Source organism: Collinsella sp. Sow4_E3 (genome assembly GCF_052116285.1).
Taxonomy (GTDB): Bacteria; Actinomycetota; Coriobacteriia; order Coriobacteriales; family Coriobacteriaceae; genus Collinsella.
On sequence record NZ_JBQKLJ010000002.1, the window covers coordinates 162,618 to 180,041 of the forward strand.

Consider the following 17,424-nt stretch of genomic DNA (forward strand, 5'->3'; position numbering starts at 1 on the left):
CGTGGAGGCCGGATTCGAACCAACGACCTCCAAGGCGCAGAGATTGACACGGGGGGATCCAAAATGCCCGCGCAGCAACTAGCTCGCCGTGCTATTTATCCAAAGAAAAACAGCTCAGAGAACAATGCCTCTGAGCTGTTAAAAGTCTTGGTCGCGGGGGCAGGATTTGAACCTACGACCTCCGGGTTATGAGCCCGGCGAGCTACCAGACTGCTCCACCCCGCAATGTCTGGGCGCCTCATGTGCGCAAGAAAGAATACTACGCGGGAGTTCGGTAAACGGCAAGGAAAATCTCGTAGAGCATAATTCCTTCATATTTAAAACCCCTCAGCCCATATCACCGTAAACGAATCGCAGCCGAGCGCCGTCGACAGCACGTATACAATGGTGCGCGTCCTTTTATGCCGAAACCGGGAGTAGACATGCTGCTCGCTATCGATATGGGAAACACGCAGACGGCCATGGGCCTGTTTGACGGAGACGAGCTGGTGCAGTCGTGGCGCATGCCCACCGACCGCTCCTATACCGCCGACGAGATCCACGTGCGCCTGATGGGTTTTTTTAAGATGTACGGCCTTTCGCTCGACGCGGTCGATGCTATCGCCTTTGCGGGCGTGGTGCCGCAGCTCTCGCGTGAATGGCATGCCGTGGCCGACCGCATTGCCGCAGACGCCATCGTCATTGGGCCGCAGACGGCCGCCGTGACCAAGCTGCGCGCGGCGCGTCCCCAGGCCGTAGGTGCCGACCGCGTTGCCAACGCCGTTGCGGCCGAGACTTTCTACGGCGCGCCGGCAATCGTGGTGGACTTTGGCACCGCAACCAATATCGACGTCATCGATGAGGACGGTTATTACATTGGCGGAGCGATCGCGCCGGGCATCCGCATCTCCATGGATGCACTTGCCGCCCGCGCCGCCAAGCTCGCCAGCGTGCCGCTCGAGGCGCCCGAGCACGCCATCGGCCGCGATACCGAGGAGTGCATCAAGGTCGGCGCCGTGGTGGGCACCGCCGCTATGGCCGAAGGCCTGGTCGCGCGCATGAAGCGCGAGCTGGGCCGCGAGGATGCCACCGTTATCGCCACGGGAGGCCTCGCCGGCATCGTCGCCGATTCGACCGATGCCTTCGACGTGGTCGATGGACAGCTCACCATTAAGGGTATCTGCGAAATCTACCGCCGCATGCAGGAGCTGGGGTAAGACAGGGACCGGAGCCAAGCGTGAGCACTGTCTTATCCCCTCGGTTTCTCTGACGCACGGACTAGATGACTCTAGTTCTTCAACCCCTCCGTGAGCCAGATCAAGGGACTACGTTTCATCAAAACAGAAAGACCGACACAAATGCGACAGCGTCGCTTTCGTGTCGCGACGCCGCCCCCTCGGCAAACGCGGCGTAGTGTTGCACTAGGTCCGAATGCCAGACGCACAAGCCCGGCCTCCGTCCGCATCCCGCCTTTCGAGGGCATCCGCAAGCACTTGATAGTAGATAGCCGGATCCTGCGCTGCAGCGAGGCCCGACACCTGCCCGTCGCCGGTCTCCACCACAATCCAGGTTCCATCCACTCGCTCCGCAAAGTCCACGGTGTAGTAGGGGCTCCCAAGATTTGAGCACGCCAGTACAAGCTCCTCGGGCGGCTTCGCAACATTGGTCGGCTGATTTGAATTCCGGCATACGTTGAGGAGATTCCCGTCGAGATAGAAAGCTCTCCATTCATTCGTTGCACCACCGTAGCGGGCCAGATCAACGTACTCTTTGCAGACAATACCGACCGTGAAAAGGTCCCCGCGGAGCTTGACGAACTCTTTAACAATCCCGTCCATGCGCTCTTGGCTCACGGGAGTGTGAAAGCTAGCGGGAAACCTCGTCCCTTTGACCGACTTTACATAGTCCTTGACCATAAACTCCGTGAACATGCGGTTGATTAACACCGCATCAGCCCGATGGCCTAGAAAAGCAGAGCGCGAGCTCTCCACGCTCCTCGAACAGTTCCAGATCGAAAAGCCCCACGTCAAGACGCCCCTCAGCACACGCAGACTCATATTCGATGCGCATCGACCCATCTGGAACTATCTTTTCAAAATAGTCAGCTGGAAAAAGTACGTTGGCAACCCTTGGCATAGCAGCCCCCCTCGCAAACCTCAACCTCACCTTTCTTGCACGTCCACCGACGGCAGCGCGACGCTTGCCACAAAGAGCGGTACGCCGGTGCGAGACACGAGCGCTGCATAGAAAGGCTTGTCAAGCGTTATCTTGCGCGGCTCTGGCGGGTTCTCCGGCGGAAGGCCCGCGACAGCGACCATCACCGTGTACGCGCCGGCCTCTACGCCGTTCTCATCGACAGCGAACTTCGCGCCATGGACAATCTGCGTTGGAGTCCCCTCTACCCCCACCATAGGTGTAAGCTCCATCGCAGTTGCCGTAGAGACGCCGGCGGCCTTTAGCAGCGAGCAGACGTCCGAGAGCGTCGACTCGCATTCAAAGCGAGGAATCCCCAGGTCGACGGGCTCCCATTCTCCCTCGCCTTGGGACAGACGCTCGAATAGCCCAAGCGCGTCATCAACATGATCATCCTCGCCGCTCGGAAGAACAAAACACACGCCGGCATCGGAGCTGAGCGGCAACAAGAAGGCAACCCTGCCGTTCTCGACGATCACCACACAATCGCGCTTGCCACGCATAAACGCTGCTTGAACATCGCCGTTCTTTGCATGGAAGGTCTCAACTTTGGTCGATTCGCCGTCAAACGGATCCGCCCATGCATCCTTCATGTAAAGCGCGCTCACAAGACAGGCAAGAGCCACTGGTGATAACTCGATGCTTGGCGACAGTAGGCCGTGAGTTTGTTCGGCTATCCAATCGGTCACCCGTTGGCTAACGCGCGGATCGGCCAAGTCATCGATTGACACATGCACGCTGCATTTGTCGCACTCGTGCAGAAACGCCTCCGATGGGCTCGCGGACCTGGAAAGCCAAGCTGCCGTTGCCGTGCTCGCGTCATAACCGTCATAGCCCCAGTTCCGCTCCAGCTCGATGCCGAAGGGATCACGCTCGCTAAACATGTCGCCATCGCCCAGGAGCATGTCGAGCTCCCGACATGTGGCGCCCGAGGCACCCTTTCGTACAATCGTCAACAAGCTCGCGACGCACGCAGGCGACCAAACCCCGTTCTTGCCTTGAGCGAGTATTTTCTCGGATAGGGATTTTGCAACCCTCCATGCCTGTGGACACGCCGAATTTGCTTTGTCAGCCATAGTCTGCTCCCATCGTTAGGACATAAACTATTATTTTGCACGGCGCGGACACAAATCTCGCACCGGAAAGGCAGCCCAATGGCTTTCTAAGAGGCTCAAAGCCTTTCTATTCCTCAAAAACGAAAAATTTTCAGTTTTGAGGAACAGGCTCGATGCACGCTACGCCTCGCCGCACAGCCACCTCGCCAGGTCCACGATCTGCACCCCATTGCGGTCCGTGGCCTCGTGATGCGTGCGGGAGAGAATCATCTTGGGATACGCATCGCCAATGCTCAGCAGTGGCGAAATCTCGCGTTCAAATGTCTTGTCCGAGCTGATGTCGTCGCTCACCTGAATGTAGAGCTTCTCGCTTCGCTTGATTGCTACAAAGTCTATTTCCTTTTTATAGAGCACGCCGACGTATACCTCATATCCGCGGCGCAGCAGCTCGATTGCCACTATGTTCTCGTATACGCGCCCCCAATCCATATCACGTGTACCGAGCAGCGCGTATTTGAACGCGTGGTCTGCCAGGTAATACTTCTCGCCGCTCTTAAGGTATTTCTTGCCGCGAATGTCGTATCGGCGAACTTTATAGAAGGCAAACGCATCGCACAGGTACCCCATGTACGCACCGACCGTCTTGTTCGTAATCTTTAGTCCATCCGCATTTAATGCATCGGTAATGTTGCGTGCCGACGTAATGTTGGAAACGTTGTCCATCATGTAATCGGCAATGCGCAGCAGCGCCGATTCGTTTCTCACGTTATGCCGTTGCACGATACCTCTCACAATGAGCGTCTTAAAGACGTTGGAGAGATATTGATAGCGCTGCTCCTGCAGTGGATAAGGGTAAGAGCCAGACATACCGCCGGTTCTCGCGTACTCATCGAAGTCACGGTCGACCTCGCCCTCGTCGCCATAGAGACGATACTCCTCAAACGAGAATGGGAAAACCTCGATCTCGAACGTGCGCCCCGTAAAGAGCGTCGACAGATCGCTCGACAGCAAAAAGGCATTCGATCCGGTAATGAAGATGTCATAATGCTCGGATGCGTGAAGGCTGTTGGTCGCACGCTCAAAACCCTCGCACATCTGAACCTCATCGATAAGCAGAAAGTTTTGTTTGCCGGACACCCGATGATCTTTTACATAAGCGAGCAACGCGTGATACTCGAGCAGGTTCTCGAACTCATCGAGGTTGTAGTTGATATGGATGACATTCGAATTAGGCAGATTTGCCTCCACGTAATCGCGGAGGGCCTCGAGCAATTTTGATTTACCGCTGCGGCGGATGCCCGTGATGACCTTGATATCCGGCACGCCAATAAGACTCGTCAACGTGTCCATATATGACGCTCTATTGATGAGTTTCATCGGGGCCTCCTCGCGGTCTTTTATCTCTATTCCTCAAAAACGAAAATTTTTCAGTTTTGAGGAATAGGCTCTATAGCGAATATACCTCGCGAAAGGCCGAGCTGCCTTAATCCTATTCCTCAAAAACGAAAAATTTTCAGTTTTGAGGAATAGGGCCGCGATGCCACCCTGTAGTCGCGCAAAGACCCTCCCCGGCAGAGGCAGTTCGCTCTGCCGGGGAGGGTCTTGTAGTCATCGTTGTCTTTGAGCGCAGGCATCTCGCGTTACAGCCCGCGAATCCGTACGGCCTCGGGCGGAAACTCCTGCTCGCCGGCATCGGTCTTGATGGTCGCGCGACCCCAGATGTCCAGGCCCGCAAACACACCAACCGCAAGCGGCAAGCCGTTGGGCGACACCGCCGCAACCTGGCGGCCCAGCAGCGGCACCATGTCGAAGTACTCGCCCAGCACGGGAGCCAGCGGGCCGGCGGCGCCCTGCGGCGTGTTGGCGACAACCGCCCAGGCGTCCACGCGGGCCAGCACGGCGGTAGTCAGCGCTTCGACCAGCGCTTCGTCAGCCACGTCCACACCGAGCTCGCTCAGCGCCGAACGCTCAATATCCACCGTCACGGCACCGAACATACCCGCGGCACCGGCGCCACCGTTGACGGCGACGCGTGCAAACGACGTCTCAAACGCGGGCGCGCCGCACACAATATCGCTCGGCCAATGAATGCCCACCTTACCGGCAAGACCCAGCCCCGGCGTCGATGCCGTTCCCGCGAGCGCGTCCATCATGCCCATCGCCGCCACAAACGGCAGGCCATGGAAGGCGTGCATATTCACATCCGGGCGTACGACCAGCGAAAACGTCAACGACGCCTCGCCCACGCTCCAAGCGCACCAGCCCGCGGACACGCCCTCGCGGCCCGCGTCACGTGCCGCGTCGAGCTCGGTACCGGCGGCAACAGCATTCATCTCAATCATCTACATACGCCCCAATTCGCCCACGATATGGCCCACGCGATCCTCGGGCTCCTTGACCTCTACACCGTTGTAGCGGAAGAACCGCGCCGGGTCGTGCATCAGGTCCTCGAGCGGCACCAGCACAAAGTCGCGCTCGCCGATGAGCGGATGCGGCAGGCGCAGCTTTTTGCCGCCATGGGTCTCGCCATCCATCCACAGCAAGTCCAGGTCGATGGTGCGCGGGCCGTTGACCTTGGCCTTCTTGGATCGGTCGCGCCCCAGCTCGGCCTCGATCTTCATAAGCTCGTCGAGCAGCACTAGCGGCGCCAGCTCGGTCTTGATCTCGATGACAGCGTTGGCAAACGCGTCCTGGCGCGTCTCGTAGGCCGGCTCGCTCTCGTAGATGCGCGAGCAGTTGGATACACAGGTGAGCGGAATCTCGGCGATCATGTCGCGCGCGGCGCGGATGTTGTCGCAACGATGCCCCAGGTTGGAGCCCACGGCCACAAACGCGCGACGCGGCTGCGGCTTGGCAACAGCCCAGTAGCCGTTCAGGAACTGCGCAAAGCCGGTGACATCGTGCACGCGCACGATGTTGGCACCGGCCTGGATAGCGCCCAGGCACACGCCAAAGGTGGCGGCATCGCGCTCGGCGGCCTCGGTCACGCCCGAGACGGCGCCCACAAAGCGCTTGCGCGACACGGCGCACATGAGCGGATAGCCCAGCGACGCCATCTTGGCGGTCTCGCGCTGGATGACGATGTCTTCGTTGGCCGTCTTGCCAAAACCCGGACCCGGATCGATGCAGATACGGTCGCGTGACACGCCGGCGTGGATGAGCGCGCGGGCCTGATCGGACAGAAAGCCCATGACGCGGCGCATGATGGGCGCCGAATCGGGCAGGGTAAAGCGGCGGAGCTGCGAGGTGGGCACATAAGCCTCCTCGCGGCGGGCGCTGCGGCGCATCATGGCGGCCAAGTGATCGCTGGGCTCCGGCGCGGGCTCAGGGGTCGCGGCGGCCTCGGCGGCAGGGGTAGCCTGCTCGGCGGCCGGCGTCTCCTGTTTCTGCTCGCCCGTTGGCTCGGGCGCTGGCTCCGGATCGCCAAACGGCAGCGAGGGCTGCACCACGCCACCCGGCAGTTTGGCCTCCGTCTTGGGCTCGCCCAGCAGCTTGCCGCGACGACGGCGGGCGGGCTTCTCGGCCTCGCGCGCGGCCTCGGCAGCCGCCTCGCGCGCCTTCTCGGCAACAAACGCCGCGGCAGAGGTATCGAGCTGCACCGTTGCATGCGTGCGAGCGGGCGCGGCGACCTCGCCGGCGTGCATCACGATGACGCCGCAGGTGCTCGTCGCGACAAACTCGACCATCTTGGGGTCGGTGAAGCCCGTCACGTCGTTGACGATCGAGGCGCCGCAGCGCACGGCCGCCTTGGCAACCGCCACGTGACGTGTGTCGATCGAGACGATGGCGCCCTCTTTGGCCAACGCACGCACAACGGGCAGCACGCGGCGAGCCTCCTCGTCAGGGTTGACCGGGGTAAAACCCGGGCGCGTGGACTCGCCGCCCACGTCGATGATGTCGGCACCGGCGTCGAGCATCGCCAGGCCGTACTCGATGGCGGCATCCGGGTCGAAATGCTCCCCGCCGTCGCTAAACGAATCGGGCGTCACGTTGAGGACGCCCATGATGCGCGGACGGTCAAAGCTGAGCTCGTACTTTCCGCACCGCCATGTCTTGCTGTCGTTCGCCATGAACATCCTCCTAAAATGCCCGCGCCGCCACGCTCGGGCGCAGGCGGCGGGGTCGCTTTGCAATTAGTCTTTCTATTGTATCCGCGCGCGCGGGCTAGAACGCAAACGCGGCAGCGATGTCGCAAGAAATCAGCAGGTCGGCATTTACATCCTGATCGGTGGGAGCAAGATTGCATATGGCCAGCGTATCGCCGGTAAAGTATCGCGTAAGACCCGCCGCCGGATACACCACGAGCGAGGTCCCGCCCACAATGAGGGCATCGGCCGCGGCAATGGCGGCAACGGCGTCGGTCAGCACATGCTCGTCGAGCGGCTCCTCGTAGAGCACCACATCGGGCTTAATGCGCCCGCCGCACGCGGGGCACACGGGCACACCCGCGGCGTCCTCGTGCCCGCGGGCGCAAATCCACTCGGCGCTATAGACCGCGCCGCACGACTGGCAAATGTTGCGATGGACCGATCCGTGCAGCTCGAACACGCGCTGCGAGCCCGCCATCTGATGCAGACCGTCGATATTTTGCGTCACAACGGCATTTAGTTTGCCGGCACGCTCCAGATCGGCCAGCTTGGTGTGGCAGCGGTTGGGCTTGGCGCCAAGCGAGATCATCTTGGTGCGGTAGAAGTCGAAGAACTCGGCCGGATGCGCCTCGTAAAAGCTATGCGAGAGCATGGTCTCGGGCGGGTAGGCAAACTGTTGGTGATATAGGCCGTCCACGCTGCGGAAATCGGGAATGCCACTCGCCGTGGAAACACCGGCGCCGCCAAAGAAGACCACACGCTTGTGGGTACCAAACAGCTCCGCCAGTGCGGCGGAGGCCCGCTTGGGATCCGATATCGCCTGCGTCATATGAGTCCTCCGTCCTTGTTGGTCGGGCAGCGTCGGGCGACATCCCAGCATGCGGCCTTTGAGTCAGCACGCGCGGAGCCCACCACCGCCCCTTTTGCGCTAATCTTAAGCCTGCAAACCCCGTCGAAAGGACACCATGCCTCAGACTTACACTTTCGCCTCGTGGAACGTCAACGGTCTGCGCGCCGTGCTCAAAAAGGACCCGAGCTTTATCCAGATCGCACAGGAGCTCAATGTCGATATCCTGGCGCTGCAAGAGACCAAGCTGCAGGAGGGCCAGGCCGATATCGACCTGCCCGGTTATCACCAAACCTGGAGCTACGCCGAGCGTAAAGGCTATTCGGGCACTGCGGTCTTTAGCCGCCAGGAACCGCTACGCGTGCTGCGCGCCGATGCGCTGCTGCCTTACGCCGGCGAGGGCGCGGCAGCCGAGCTCGTGGCGCAGGCCGCGACCGAGGGCCGCGTCTGCGCGCTCGAGTTCGACAAGTTTTGGTTTGTGGACGTCTATACGCCCAACGCCCAAAATGAGCTCGCGCGCATCGATGTGCGCATGGCCTGGGACGATGCCTATCGCGGCTTTTTGGCGGGACTCGAGCGCGAGACCGGCAAGCCCGTGGTGACCTGCGGCGACTTTAACGTCGCGCACGAGGAGATCGACCTCAAGAACCCCAAGTCCAACCGCGGCAACGCAGGCTTTTCGGACGAGGAGCGCGGTAAGTTTACCGAGCTGCTCGACGCCGGGTTTACCGATACCTGGCGCGCGGCAAATCCCGACGTCGAGGGCGTCTACAGCTGGTGGAGCTACCGCTTTAATGCCCGCAAGAACAACGCGGGCTGGCGCATCGATTACTTCCTGGTGAGCGACGCCATCGCCGGCAACGTGCGCGACACCGGCATCCGCGGCGACATCTTTGGCAGCGACCACTGCCCCGTCACCCTCACCCTAGAGCTCTAGCACCAGCCGACCCCTCGGGGACGAAGCAAAACGGATCATTTTCACCTCGCGAGGGAATCCACGCGACACACCCGCCACGAAACTGCCCCATCTACTACGTTTAAGCCACTACCCTCAACCACGGCGAACAACGCAAAAAGAAAACCGCAGGTAGAAAGCCTGCGGTTTTTCATAAAACGCGGTCATGGTCGAGGGTATCAAGCTAAACGTAGTAGATGGGCCAGTTTCGTGGCAAGCGCCGTCAACTGATTCCCTGGGGACGTCTGGGGGCGGAAGAAAACGGATCGATTTGGCTCTATAAGGGCCACGACGCCCATCATGTCAGCCGGCCATTCCAAAACTATGCCGGTTTACGGGGCTGAATCGCAAATCCCCAACCAAACGCAATTCAAGCAAAATAAAACCGCAGGTAGACGGATCGTCTATTTTCGGAAAAAGCCGGCATGGTCTGCCTGTGCCAATCTAGCCCCGTAAACCGGCATAGTTTTAAAATGGCACTTCGACAGTATTGATTCTCGCCCCGGCGCAGCCGCCACTACAGCCCGTATTTCACGACGACACGGTTAATGCGACGACACCAAGGTTTGTAGAGAGCGGCCAAGAACACGCAGGTCGCAAGGCCGTGTGTGATATCGAACGGTACCGCCGTGGCAAGACGCGCCACGGCGCCCGCCCACGTGAGCGGTTGCACAAAACCGATGATGTCGTAGGCGTTAATCACGGCGCCATAGAGCAGGCCCGACGCAAAGCCGTACGCCATCAGCGCCGGCATGCGCACGGTTCCATCGGCACGGTCGAACGCACCCGCATGCGCCAGCGCACCGCCAACGTATCCCACGAGCCCCCAGGCATACATCTGCCACGGTGTCCACATGCCCTGCCCAAAAAAGAAATTGCTGGTCAGCGCCGCCAGCGCGCCAACCATAAAACCATTGCGGCGACCAAGCGTCGTCCCGGCGATAATGGCGATGGCGCTCACCGGTTTAAAGTCGGGAATGGGGCCAAACAAGATACGCCCCGCCGCGGCCAACGCCGCCAGAACCAGCGAGGGCATAATCTGGCGCAGGCCCGGTCGCGACGCCTCGTAGCCCGCAAAGAACAGCGCGAGCACCAGCGCCACCACAACCAGCATGGCAAGCGCCGCCTGCTCAACGCCTGCCAGCAACGCCGCGGCCATTACCGCTGGCACCGCCAGCAGCAGTGGGATCTCCAGTTTTGCGAGTATGCGCAAGACGCGATAATCCGCCATCCCATCACGCCCTATAAAACACATTGTCGGCAAAAAAGTCGGCGGGCGGCTCCATGCAGGCAATCTCACCGTCGAACATCATGGCAATGTCATCGGTAACCTGCTCGGCAAAATCCAGATCGTGCGTTGCCATGATGACGGTACCGCCAGCCTCCGCATGGTCGCGCAGGGCGCGGGCGATGATGCGACGGCTGGCCAGGTCCAGACCCTTGGTGGGCTCATCGAGCAATAGCAGCTCGGGGCCGATCAACAGCAGCTTTGCCAACGCAAGCAGCTGGCGCTGCCCGCCCGAAAGATCGTACGGATGGCGCCCATCCAAGCCGGACAATCCCAGACTCGTCGCGCGCTCTCGCGCCATAGCCTCGTCATATCCGCAGGTCGAAGCCCATTCCATCAGCTCCTCGCGCACCGTCTCGGCAACCAGCAGCGCCTTGGGATTCTGAGGCAGCAGTGCCGCCGAAGCCGCCCCGCGCTCCATATGCCCACGCTGCAACTTGACCGTCTTGGCCAGCACCGAAAGCATTGTCGACTTACCGCAGCCGTTACCGCCCACAACAGCATGCACCGCGCCTGCCGAAAACGACGCATCGAGCCCGCGCAGCACCCAGCCGGACGCTCGATCGTAGCGAAACCAGCCCCCTGCCAGGGTGGTAGCCGACCCAGCGTGCATTTTTGGGAGTATTCGGCATCCACCGGCGCACGACGGCGCCCCCGAGTCGTCTTGCAACAGGATTTGCGCCTCAAATTCAGCCGATTTGTCCGATTTCGGTCTTTTTTTTGCGCCCGGAGCGCCCACGCGCGGGTCCAAATAGCCCGGCCGGCCACTGGCGCTGCTGAAAACTCCGTTTTTTGCACGCCACGAGCCACCCCACCCTGGCACCTCGCCAGAAAACAGCTCTTCGCGATGCCCCAAGGAGGCGATGTCAGCGACCTCGTATACGCGCCCACCCTCAATCCGATACGCGCACGTCGCGTATTCAAGCATCGAGCGCGGCTGGTGCGTTGCCACAACAACCGTGCAGCCCAGCTCGCGATTCACGCGAAACAGCGCATGCAGAAAATTTTTCTCGGCAACGGGATCCAGTTGGGACGTGGGCTCGTCGAGCAGCAGCACGCGAGGGCGCAACGCCAGCACGGCTGCCAGCGACAGCAGCTGCTTGCGTCCGCCCGAAAGCGTATCGGTATCGCGGTGGAGCCAATCCTCAACCCCAAAGAAATAACTGGTCTCGGCCACGCGACGACGCATCTCGTCGCGCGACATGCCTAAGTTTTCCAGGCCAAACGCCATCTCGTGCCACACGGTTTCGCACACAATCTGGTTCTCGGGGTCCTGAAACACATAGCCCACGCGCTCCGCGGACGCGCGAACGTCCATGTCGGCAACGCTTTCGCCCAGCATGCGCAGCTCGCCGGAGCATTCGCCCGCCGGCGAAATCTCGGGCTTGAGCAACGAGAGTAATGTCGACTTGCCCGACCCGGTACCACCGACAAGCAACGCAAACGTCCCTTGGGGAACACGCCAATCGAGCTCCTCGAACACCGGCACTTCGGCCCCGGGGTAGGCAAAGCGCAGGCCCCGAACTTCAATCGCCGGTATATCCGAGCCGCACACCGCGTCCGCCATGATGCTCCCGTCCAACCGAGCCATCAGCCAAACCTCTTCTCGTCAATCGCATGCACCACGCAGGGCAGCGCCATCCAGGTCGCGTATACAACATAGCCAGGCCACGGCGCCGGCACCGAAAGCTGCGGGTAAAACGAATACTGCATCGTCGCGGTCCACGCCACTGCCGCCGTGGCCACGCCAAACAGCGCAAGCCCAACCAGCGCGGCAACGTCGCCGCGCGCCAGCCGATACCGCGCGTACGTCGTGCGACGCGCCGCGGCGCCCCACCCACGGGAGCGCATGGCGTCCGCACGCTCCAGCGAATCTTCCATGCCCCAGCCCATCAACACGCTCGATGCCCGTAGGCGCGAACGCACGGGGTCGGCCTGCGCGCGGCCCGGCACATCAATCGCATCCTGCACCGCCAGCACCGTGCGACCGCGACGCAAAAACTGCGGGATAAGCCTCATACACATCGAGATCATGAGCGCGATCACCGGCGCGGTGTTACCCAAAAGCGCAAGCACCCTGTCGTAGCTAAGCATGGACGCCGCGGCCTCAAACCACAGCACGCTCGCCACAAACAGCCCGCCCATGCACAGGCCGTATACCATGCTCTCCAGATACACCGCACGCATGCCAATACGGAACAGTTCCGTCGAGCCCGAAGCGCTAAATAACGGGTTGAGCACCGCGATAATCAAAATCACCGGTAGCTGCCAGCGAAGCGCCCCCAACGTGCGTGCGACGCCGCGCGTCGCAAACCCATACGCCAGCCCGCCCGCAAGCGACAGCGCAAGTAGCACCGGTTGCATCGAGAACATGGTGAGCCCCAGCGTCAGCACCATGTAGAGCGCCGGCACCGCCGGATGCGACATCGAGAATGCCGCGACGGGCTCGTTGCCCGATTCCTCTCGCATGATATCCACGGACGCCCCCATCCCCTCGCTCAAACGCCAACGCCGCAGTGCCGCTGCCATGCACAACCAGCGCAAACGTCACGCCGGCGGAACCGACATCGGCCGCCATGCGCCAATCGTTACGCGCTCATCATATGCCTGCGGTATCATATTGCGCCGTGTATCGTTTCCAAACACACGTCTCTATAACGTAACAGGAGATCACATGGACGCAACCGCAATTATCCTCGCCGCCGGCGAGGGCACCCGCATGAAGTCGAACCACTGCAAGGTTTCGCACAAGATCCTGGGCAAGCCCATGGTCCAGTGGATCGTCGACGCCACCATCAAGGCCGGCTGCAGCCGCGTCGTGGTCGTCATCGGCAGCCACGCCGACGAGATGCGCGCCCTTATCGACGGCGCCTACGCCAACAGCGCCACCAAGGTCGAGTGCGTCGAACAAACCGAGCGCCTGGGCACCGGCCACGCCGTAAAGGTCGCGCTCGAGGCATGCGGCATCATGCAAGGCCCCGTCGTCGTGCTCAACGGCGACCTGCCGCTCATCACCGCCGACACCGTCGCCAAGTTCGCGCAGACCGTCGCCGGCGGCGAGCTCGCCTGCACCGTCATGACCATGACCCCGCCCGATCCCTTTGGCTACGGCCGCATCAAGCTGGGCGCCGACGGCCAGATCGAGCGCATCATCGAGCAGAAGGACTGCACGCCCGAGCAGGCCGCCACGTTGCTCGAGTGCAACGCCGGCTGCTACGCCTTCGACGGCGCGCAGCTCGCCGCCCACATCAGCGAGATCGGCAACGACAACGCGCAGTCCGAGTACTACCTGCCCGACATGCTTGAGATTCTCAAGGGCCACGGCCAGGCAGTCTCCATCTTCCACTGCGACGACTACCGCGACGGCCTGGGCGTCAACAGCCGGATCCAGCTCGCGCAACTCACCGCTATCGCGCGCGACCGCATCAACGAGCACTGGATGGCCGAGGGCGTTACCTTCATCGACCCCACGCAGGCCTGGATCGGCCCCGACGCCGTCATCGGCCGCGACACCGTCGTGTGGCCGCAGACGCACCTGATCGGCCACGTCACCGTGGGCGAGGAGTGCCAGCTCGGCCCCAACAGCCGCCTCACCGACACCACCGTTGGCAGCGGCTGCACCATCGATGAGACCATCGCCATCGAGGCTGTCATCGAGAACGGCGTCGACTGCGGCCCGCGCGCCTACCTGCGCCCGGGCACCCACATGCTCGATGGCTCCAAGGCCGGCACACACGTGGAGATCAAGAAGTCCACGATCGGCGAGGGCTCCAAGGTACCGCACCTGTCCTACATCGGCGACACCACCATGGGTTCCGGCGTCAACGTGGGCGCGGGCTCCATCACCTGCAACTACGACGGCGTGCACAAGCACAAGACCGTCATCGGCAAGGATGCCTTCATCGGTTCCGATACCATGATGGTCGCGCCTGCCCAGATCGGCGACGGCGCACTCGTGGCCGCCGGCTCCGTCATCACCGAGCCGGTCCCGGCTGACGCACTCGGCCTGGGCCGCGCCCGTCAGGTAAATATTGAGGGCTGGGCCGCCGATTATCGCCGCCGTCTGCACGAGGACGACGAGGTATAACGTTTTACCAAGCATCTAAGGAGCTGTTCCCATGGGGATGGCTCCTTTTTCTATGCTGACCTGCGCGACCGGATGAGTGGTCGGTTCGTGTCCGTTGACGGTAAAGACGTTATCAAGACCCGATAAACCCCGCCACGCGGTTACAATGCAACAAGGCATCTATATGGCATTCGATATATAAAGGAGAAGGGTAATGCCGATTAATGATCCCGAGAAGTCGGAGAATATGCGCAAGTCCATCCGCGTGTATTCCGGTTCCTCCAACCGTCCCCTCGCTCAGAAGATCGCTGAGTACCTTGGGGTCGAGCTTTCGGGCCTTACGCTAAAGCAGTTCGCCAACGGTGAGATTTACGCCCGCTACGACGAGACCGTCCGCGGCGCCGACGTCTTCCTGATTCAGTCCGTGGCCGGCGGCAACGTCAACGACATGCTCATGGAGCTGCTCATCGCCACCGACGCTGCCAAGCGCGCATCCGCCCGCTCCATCACCGCCGTCATCACCCACTACGGCTATGCCCGCCAGGACCGCAAGGCCGGCCCGCGCGAGCCCATCACCGCCCGCCTCGTCGCCAACCTGCTCGAGCGCGCTGGCGTCAACCGCATCATCACCCTCGACCTGCATCAGGGCCAGATTCAGGGTTTCTTCGATATCCCGGTTAACCACCTGTCTGCACTGCCGCTGTTTGGCCAGTACTACAACGACATGCACTTCGACACCGACAACCTGGTTGTCGTCTCCCCCGACGTGGGTCGCGCCAAAGCTGCCAAGAAGCTCTCCGACATGCTCGGCTGCAGCCTCGCCATCGCCCACAAGGGCCGTCCGCGCCACAACGCCGCCGAGGTCATGGGCATCATCGGTGACATCAAGGGCAAGACCTGCATCATCAATGACGACATGATCGACACCGCTGGCACCCTGTGCGCCAACGTCAAGGAGCTCAAGGCCATGGGTGCCGGCGACATCTACGTGTGCGCCACCCACGGCATCTTCTCGGGCCCGGCCATCGAGCGCCTGAACGACGCCCCCATCGTCGAGTGCCTCGTCACCGATGCCATCCCCGTCGAGGTTGGCGGCAAGATCAAGACCATCTCGGTCGCCGAGGAGTTCGCCGAGGCCATCTCTGCCGTTTACCACGAGGAGCCCGTCTCCACGCTCGTCGGCGGCGACTTCGCGCTGTAATCCAGCGCGCATCGCATCATCTTTGGTGTTTTTGAAGGGTCGGAAGCTCACTTCCGACCCTTTTTTCTGCCCCTCGACAACCCGCCTTGGACAGTTAGTTCAGATTTGTATTAATTTGGCATTCGTTTGGGCCATTTAATGCGTCGAAAGCTCTCTTGCCGGCATAATTCCACTCGATTCCTCCACCTATGGATCTCTTCACCATGCCATTGGCCCCATTTTGCCCACCGAGTCCTTCAACAACGGCAATACACCCCGGTCACCTTGTACAAATCTGAACTAACTGTCCAGCACCCATCTCGGTAGATGCCTCCAGGGCCAACCCATCACTCCATTCTCCACTTTTCCAAGGCATTCCGTATGATGTCGTTACCGCCCGCGGCGCGCGACGCCCCTTTGAGCGAAAAGAACGGCACGGCCATATCATTTCGCCAACGGCTTAGTACCTTATAGCTATGACAACCGTAATTTCACACCTCTCCGCCCTCCGCGCAATTCGCCGCGCTCGACGGGCGTACTCCGCCCTTCCCTGGGACGCCATCGATGACGAGCAACAGACACAAGCCCTCGTAGGTTGCGTTCCCAACAAGGACGCCATAGACTTTGCGGCCCTTGCAATACTTGACGCCTGGAGCGAAGACGACTCCGAGCGTCTAGACCTCTTTGTTGCGAGCGGCAGCAACAGACGACCCGACGGACGGCTCCTCCAGCACACCATCACCGCCCCTCTCCCCCAGGGCGCGATCATGCACATCGAAGCCGACATCTACGCAACGTCTCCCGCCATGACGGCCATGCTTTGTTCCAAAAATGAATCGGTTGCCAAAACCTTGATGCTTCTCATGGAACTGCTCGGAACCTACTCACTTCCGCCCGAAGCAACTTACCCCATCGCCTACGACGACACGTGGCCCGAGGCCAACAGCTTCGAAACGATGGACGATCTCGATTGCCAGGGCGACCAACCGACACCCGAAAAGCAAGCCGAAACCCGCTACGAACAGGCGCACTACAAATGCGAGCCCGCCACAACCATCGAAGAGCTCGAGGCAGTCGCACGGTTTGCCAAAAGTAGTTCCTACGCCTCGTTTCGCACAGCTATCAAACTTGCCCGGGCCGGATCCGCATCCCCAGCGGAATCATTGATGTTCGCCGTCCTGGGCGCACCCATGCGCTTTGGCGGATTCGGGTGTTGCAGCCTGCCCATGGGAGGCCTGCTGCTCAACTATCGAGTCGATTTCGACACCCTTGCGGTCAACATGTCCTCGGGCATCCCCTACGCCATCTGCGACTTATATTGCCCAGCAGCCGGAGTCGACAACGAATACAACGGAATTGGACATGAGCTTCAAAACGCTCGCATCCACGATGGCAATCGCAACAATGGCCTTAAGGCCATGGGTATCCACGTCCTGGTTATCAACCGTGACCAAATGAAGGACCTTGTTGCACTCGAAGCCTTCGCCCAGACGATGCATCGACTTGCGGGAGTTCGATTCCGCTACCGCATCAAGGGTTATCGCAAGCGTCAGGCCGCCTGGCTCAACACCCTGCGGGCCGGAATCGGCCTCGCGCCGGTCTAAAAGACTTTTACCCAGTGTTACCGAGCATGGCTGGACAGTTAGTTCAGATTTGTATAAACAGACGGCTCATTTCGAGGTGGTTTGCCGCCGTCCCGGCGCCAATCACCTCATTTGAAGACTCAAAAGATCTGAAATAGCGCAAATTGTGCTCCCCAAAGCGCCGTGACAA

Annotated in this window: 14 protein-coding genes and 1 tRNA gene; 5 read left to right on the forward strand and 10 right to left on the reverse strand. The window is 61.0% G+C overall.

Features of this window, described 5'->3' with window-relative positions:
* Positions 1–148 precede the first annotated feature (148 nt).
* Positions 149–225 (reverse strand) — tRNA-Met (locus ACTQ48_RS02605).
* 197 nt (positions 226–422) lie between these two features.
* On the opposite strand from ACTQ48_RS02605, the gene ACTQ48_RS02610 reads away from it, so the two are divergent.
* Positions 423–1,196, forward strand: coding sequence for a type III pantothenate kinase (locus tag ACTQ48_RS02610; RefSeq protein ID WP_427718022.1), 774 nt, complete (start codon positions 423–425; stop codon positions 1,194–1,196).
* A gap of 204 nt (positions 1,197–1,400) precedes the next feature.
* On the opposite strand, the gene ACTQ48_RS02615 is transcribed toward ACTQ48_RS02610, so the two are convergent.
* From ACTQ48_RS02615 to ACTQ48_RS02640, 6 genes are all read right to left on the reverse strand, one after another.
* Positions 1,401–1,895 carry an ATP-grasp domain-containing protein gene (locus ACTQ48_RS02615; RefSeq protein WP_441570058.1) on the reverse strand — a complete coding sequence of 165 codons (495 nt, stop codon included), beginning with the start codon at positions 1,893–1,895 and terminating at the stop codon, positions 1,401–1,403.
* 246 nt (positions 1,896–2,141) lie between these two features.
* Positions 2,142–3,248: a serpin family protein gene (locus tag ACTQ48_RS02620; RefSeq protein WP_441570059.1), complete on the reverse strand. Its 1,107-nt coding sequence runs from the start codon at positions 3,246–3,248 to the stop codon at positions 2,142–2,144.
* A gap of 159 nt (positions 3,249–3,407) precedes the next feature.
* Positions 3,408–4,604, reverse strand: a complete 1,197-nt coding sequence (locus tag ACTQ48_RS02625) for an ATP-binding protein (protein WP_441570060.1) — start codon at positions 4,602–4,604, stop codon at positions 3,408–3,410.
* A gap of 263 nt (positions 4,605–4,867) precedes the next feature.
* Positions 4,868–5,569 (reverse strand): hypothetical protein, encoded by a 702-nt coding sequence (locus ACTQ48_RS02630; RefSeq protein ID WP_441570061.1) that lies wholly within the window; start codon positions 5,567–5,569, stop codon positions 4,868–4,870.
* Positions 5,570–7,297, reverse strand: a complete 1,728-nt coding sequence (gene folP, locus ACTQ48_RS02635) for a dihydropteroate synthase (RefSeq protein ID WP_441540346.1) — start codon at positions 7,295–7,297, stop codon at positions 5,570–5,572.
* A 94-nt stretch (positions 7,298–7,391) separates the two neighbouring features.
* A complete protein-coding gene (locus ACTQ48_RS02640) occupies positions 7,392–8,144 on the reverse strand; it encodes an NAD-dependent protein deacylase (protein ID WP_441570062.1) in 753 nt (250 codons plus the stop codon).
* A gap of 136 nt (positions 8,145–8,280) precedes the next feature.
* On the opposite strand from ACTQ48_RS02640, the gene ACTQ48_RS02645 reads away from it, so the two are divergent.
* Complete coding sequence (locus ACTQ48_RS02645) at positions 8,281–9,099, forward strand: exodeoxyribonuclease III (protein ID WP_154516667.1); 819 nt, start codon at positions 8,281–8,283, stop codon at positions 9,097–9,099.
* A 535-nt stretch (positions 9,100–9,634) separates the two neighbouring features.
* Here ACTQ48_RS02645 and ACTQ48_RS02650 read toward each other — a convergent pair.
* The 3 genes from ACTQ48_RS02650 to ACTQ48_RS02660 are packed head-to-tail and all read right to left on the reverse strand — an operon-like array spanning position 9,635 to position 12,874.
* Positions 9,635–10,348 (reverse strand): DUF6580 family putative transport protein, encoded by a 714-nt coding sequence (locus ACTQ48_RS02650; protein ID WP_441564513.1) that lies wholly within the window; start codon positions 10,346–10,348, stop codon positions 9,635–9,637.
* A 4-nt stretch (positions 10,349–10,352) separates the two neighbouring features.
* Entirely contained in the window at positions 10,353–11,996 is a 1,644-nt protein-coding gene (locus ACTQ48_RS02655; protein WP_441570063.1) for an ABC transporter ATP-binding protein, read from the reverse strand.
* Complete coding sequence (locus ACTQ48_RS02660) at positions 11,996–12,874, reverse strand: energy-coupling factor transporter transmembrane component T (RefSeq protein WP_441033173.1); 879 nt, start codon at positions 12,872–12,874, stop codon at positions 11,996–11,998. The genes ACTQ48_RS02655 and ACTQ48_RS02660 overlap by 1 nt, the downstream gene beginning before the upstream one ends.
* A gap of 205 nt (positions 12,875–13,079) precedes the next feature.
* Here ACTQ48_RS02660 and glmU point away from each other — a divergent pair, with 205 nt between their 5' ends.
* From glmU to ACTQ48_RS02675, 3 genes are all read left to right on the forward strand, one after another.
* A complete protein-coding gene (gene glmU, locus ACTQ48_RS02665; RefSeq protein ID WP_154516675.1) occupies positions 13,080–14,492 on the forward strand; it encodes a bifunctional UDP-N-acetylglucosamine diphosphorylase/glucosamine-1-phosphate N-acetyltransferase GlmU in 1,413 nt (470 codons plus the stop codon).
* A gap of 193 nt (positions 14,493–14,685) precedes the next feature.
* The gene (locus ACTQ48_RS02670) at positions 14,686–15,672 is read left to right on the forward strand and encodes a ribose-phosphate diphosphokinase (protein ID WP_154516678.1); all 987 of its coding nucleotides are present in this window, start codon (positions 14,686–14,688) and stop codon (positions 15,670–15,672) included.
* 746 nt (positions 15,673–16,418) lie between these two features.
* A complete protein-coding gene (locus tag ACTQ48_RS02675) occupies positions 16,419–17,255 on the forward strand; it encodes a hypothetical protein (RefSeq protein ID WP_427717995.1) in 837 nt (278 codons plus the stop codon).
* Positions 17,256–17,424 lie beyond the last annotated feature (169 nt).

Bases quoted from the DNA above. Each gene is read 5' to 3' on its own strand.
- ACTQ48_RS02620 (WP_441570059.1), bottom strand. From the start codon at position 3,248: ATGGCTGACAAAGCAAATTCGGCGTGTCCACAGGCATGGAGGGTTGCA.
- ACTQ48_RS02675 (WP_427717995.1), top strand. From the start codon at position 16,419: ATGCACATCGAAGCCGACATCTACGCAACGTCTCCCGCCATGACGGCC.
- ACTQ48_RS02640 (WP_441570062.1), bottom strand. From the start codon at position 8,144: ATGACGCAGGCGATATCGGATCCCAAGCGGGCCTCCGCCGCACTGGCG.
- ACTQ48_RS02650 (WP_441564513.1), bottom strand. From the start codon at position 10,348: ATGGCGGATTATCGCGTCTTGCGCATACTCGCAAAACTGGAGATCCCA.
- folP (WP_441540346.1), bottom strand. From the start codon at position 7,297: ATGGCGAACGACAGCAAGACATGGCGGTGCGGAAAGTACGAGCTCAGC.
- ACTQ48_RS02625 (WP_441570060.1), bottom strand. From the start codon at position 4,604: ATGAAACTCATCAATAGAGCGTCATATATGGACACGTTGACGAGTCTT.
- ACTQ48_RS02610 (WP_427718022.1), top strand. From the start codon at position 423: ATGCTGCTCGCTATCGATATGGGAAACACGCAGACGGCCATGGGCCTG.
- ACTQ48_RS02655 (WP_441570063.1), bottom strand. From the start codon at position 11,996: ATGGCTCGGTTGGACGGGAGCATCATGGCGGACGCGGTGTGCGGCTCG.
- glmU (WP_154516675.1), top strand. From the start codon at position 13,080: ATGGACGCAACCGCAATTATCCTCGCCGCCGGCGAGGGCACCCGCATG.
- ACTQ48_RS02670 (WP_154516678.1), top strand. From the start codon at position 14,686: ATGCCGATTAATGATCCCGAGAAGTCGGAGAATATGCGCAAGTCCATC.
- ACTQ48_RS02615 (WP_441570058.1), bottom strand. From the start codon at position 1,895: ATGGTCAAGGACTATGTAAAGTCGGTCAAAGGGACGAGGTTTCCCGCT.
- ACTQ48_RS02660 (WP_441033173.1), bottom strand. From the start codon at position 12,874: ATGCGAGAGGAATCGGGCAACGAGCCCGTCGCGGCATTCTCGATGTCG.
- ACTQ48_RS02645 (WP_154516667.1), top strand. From the start codon at position 8,281: ATGCCTCAGACTTACACTTTCGCCTCGTGGAACGTCAACGGTCTGCGC.
- ACTQ48_RS02630 (WP_441570061.1), bottom strand. From the start codon at position 5,569: ATGATTGAGATGAATGCTGTTGCCGCCGGTACCGAGCTCGACGCGGCA.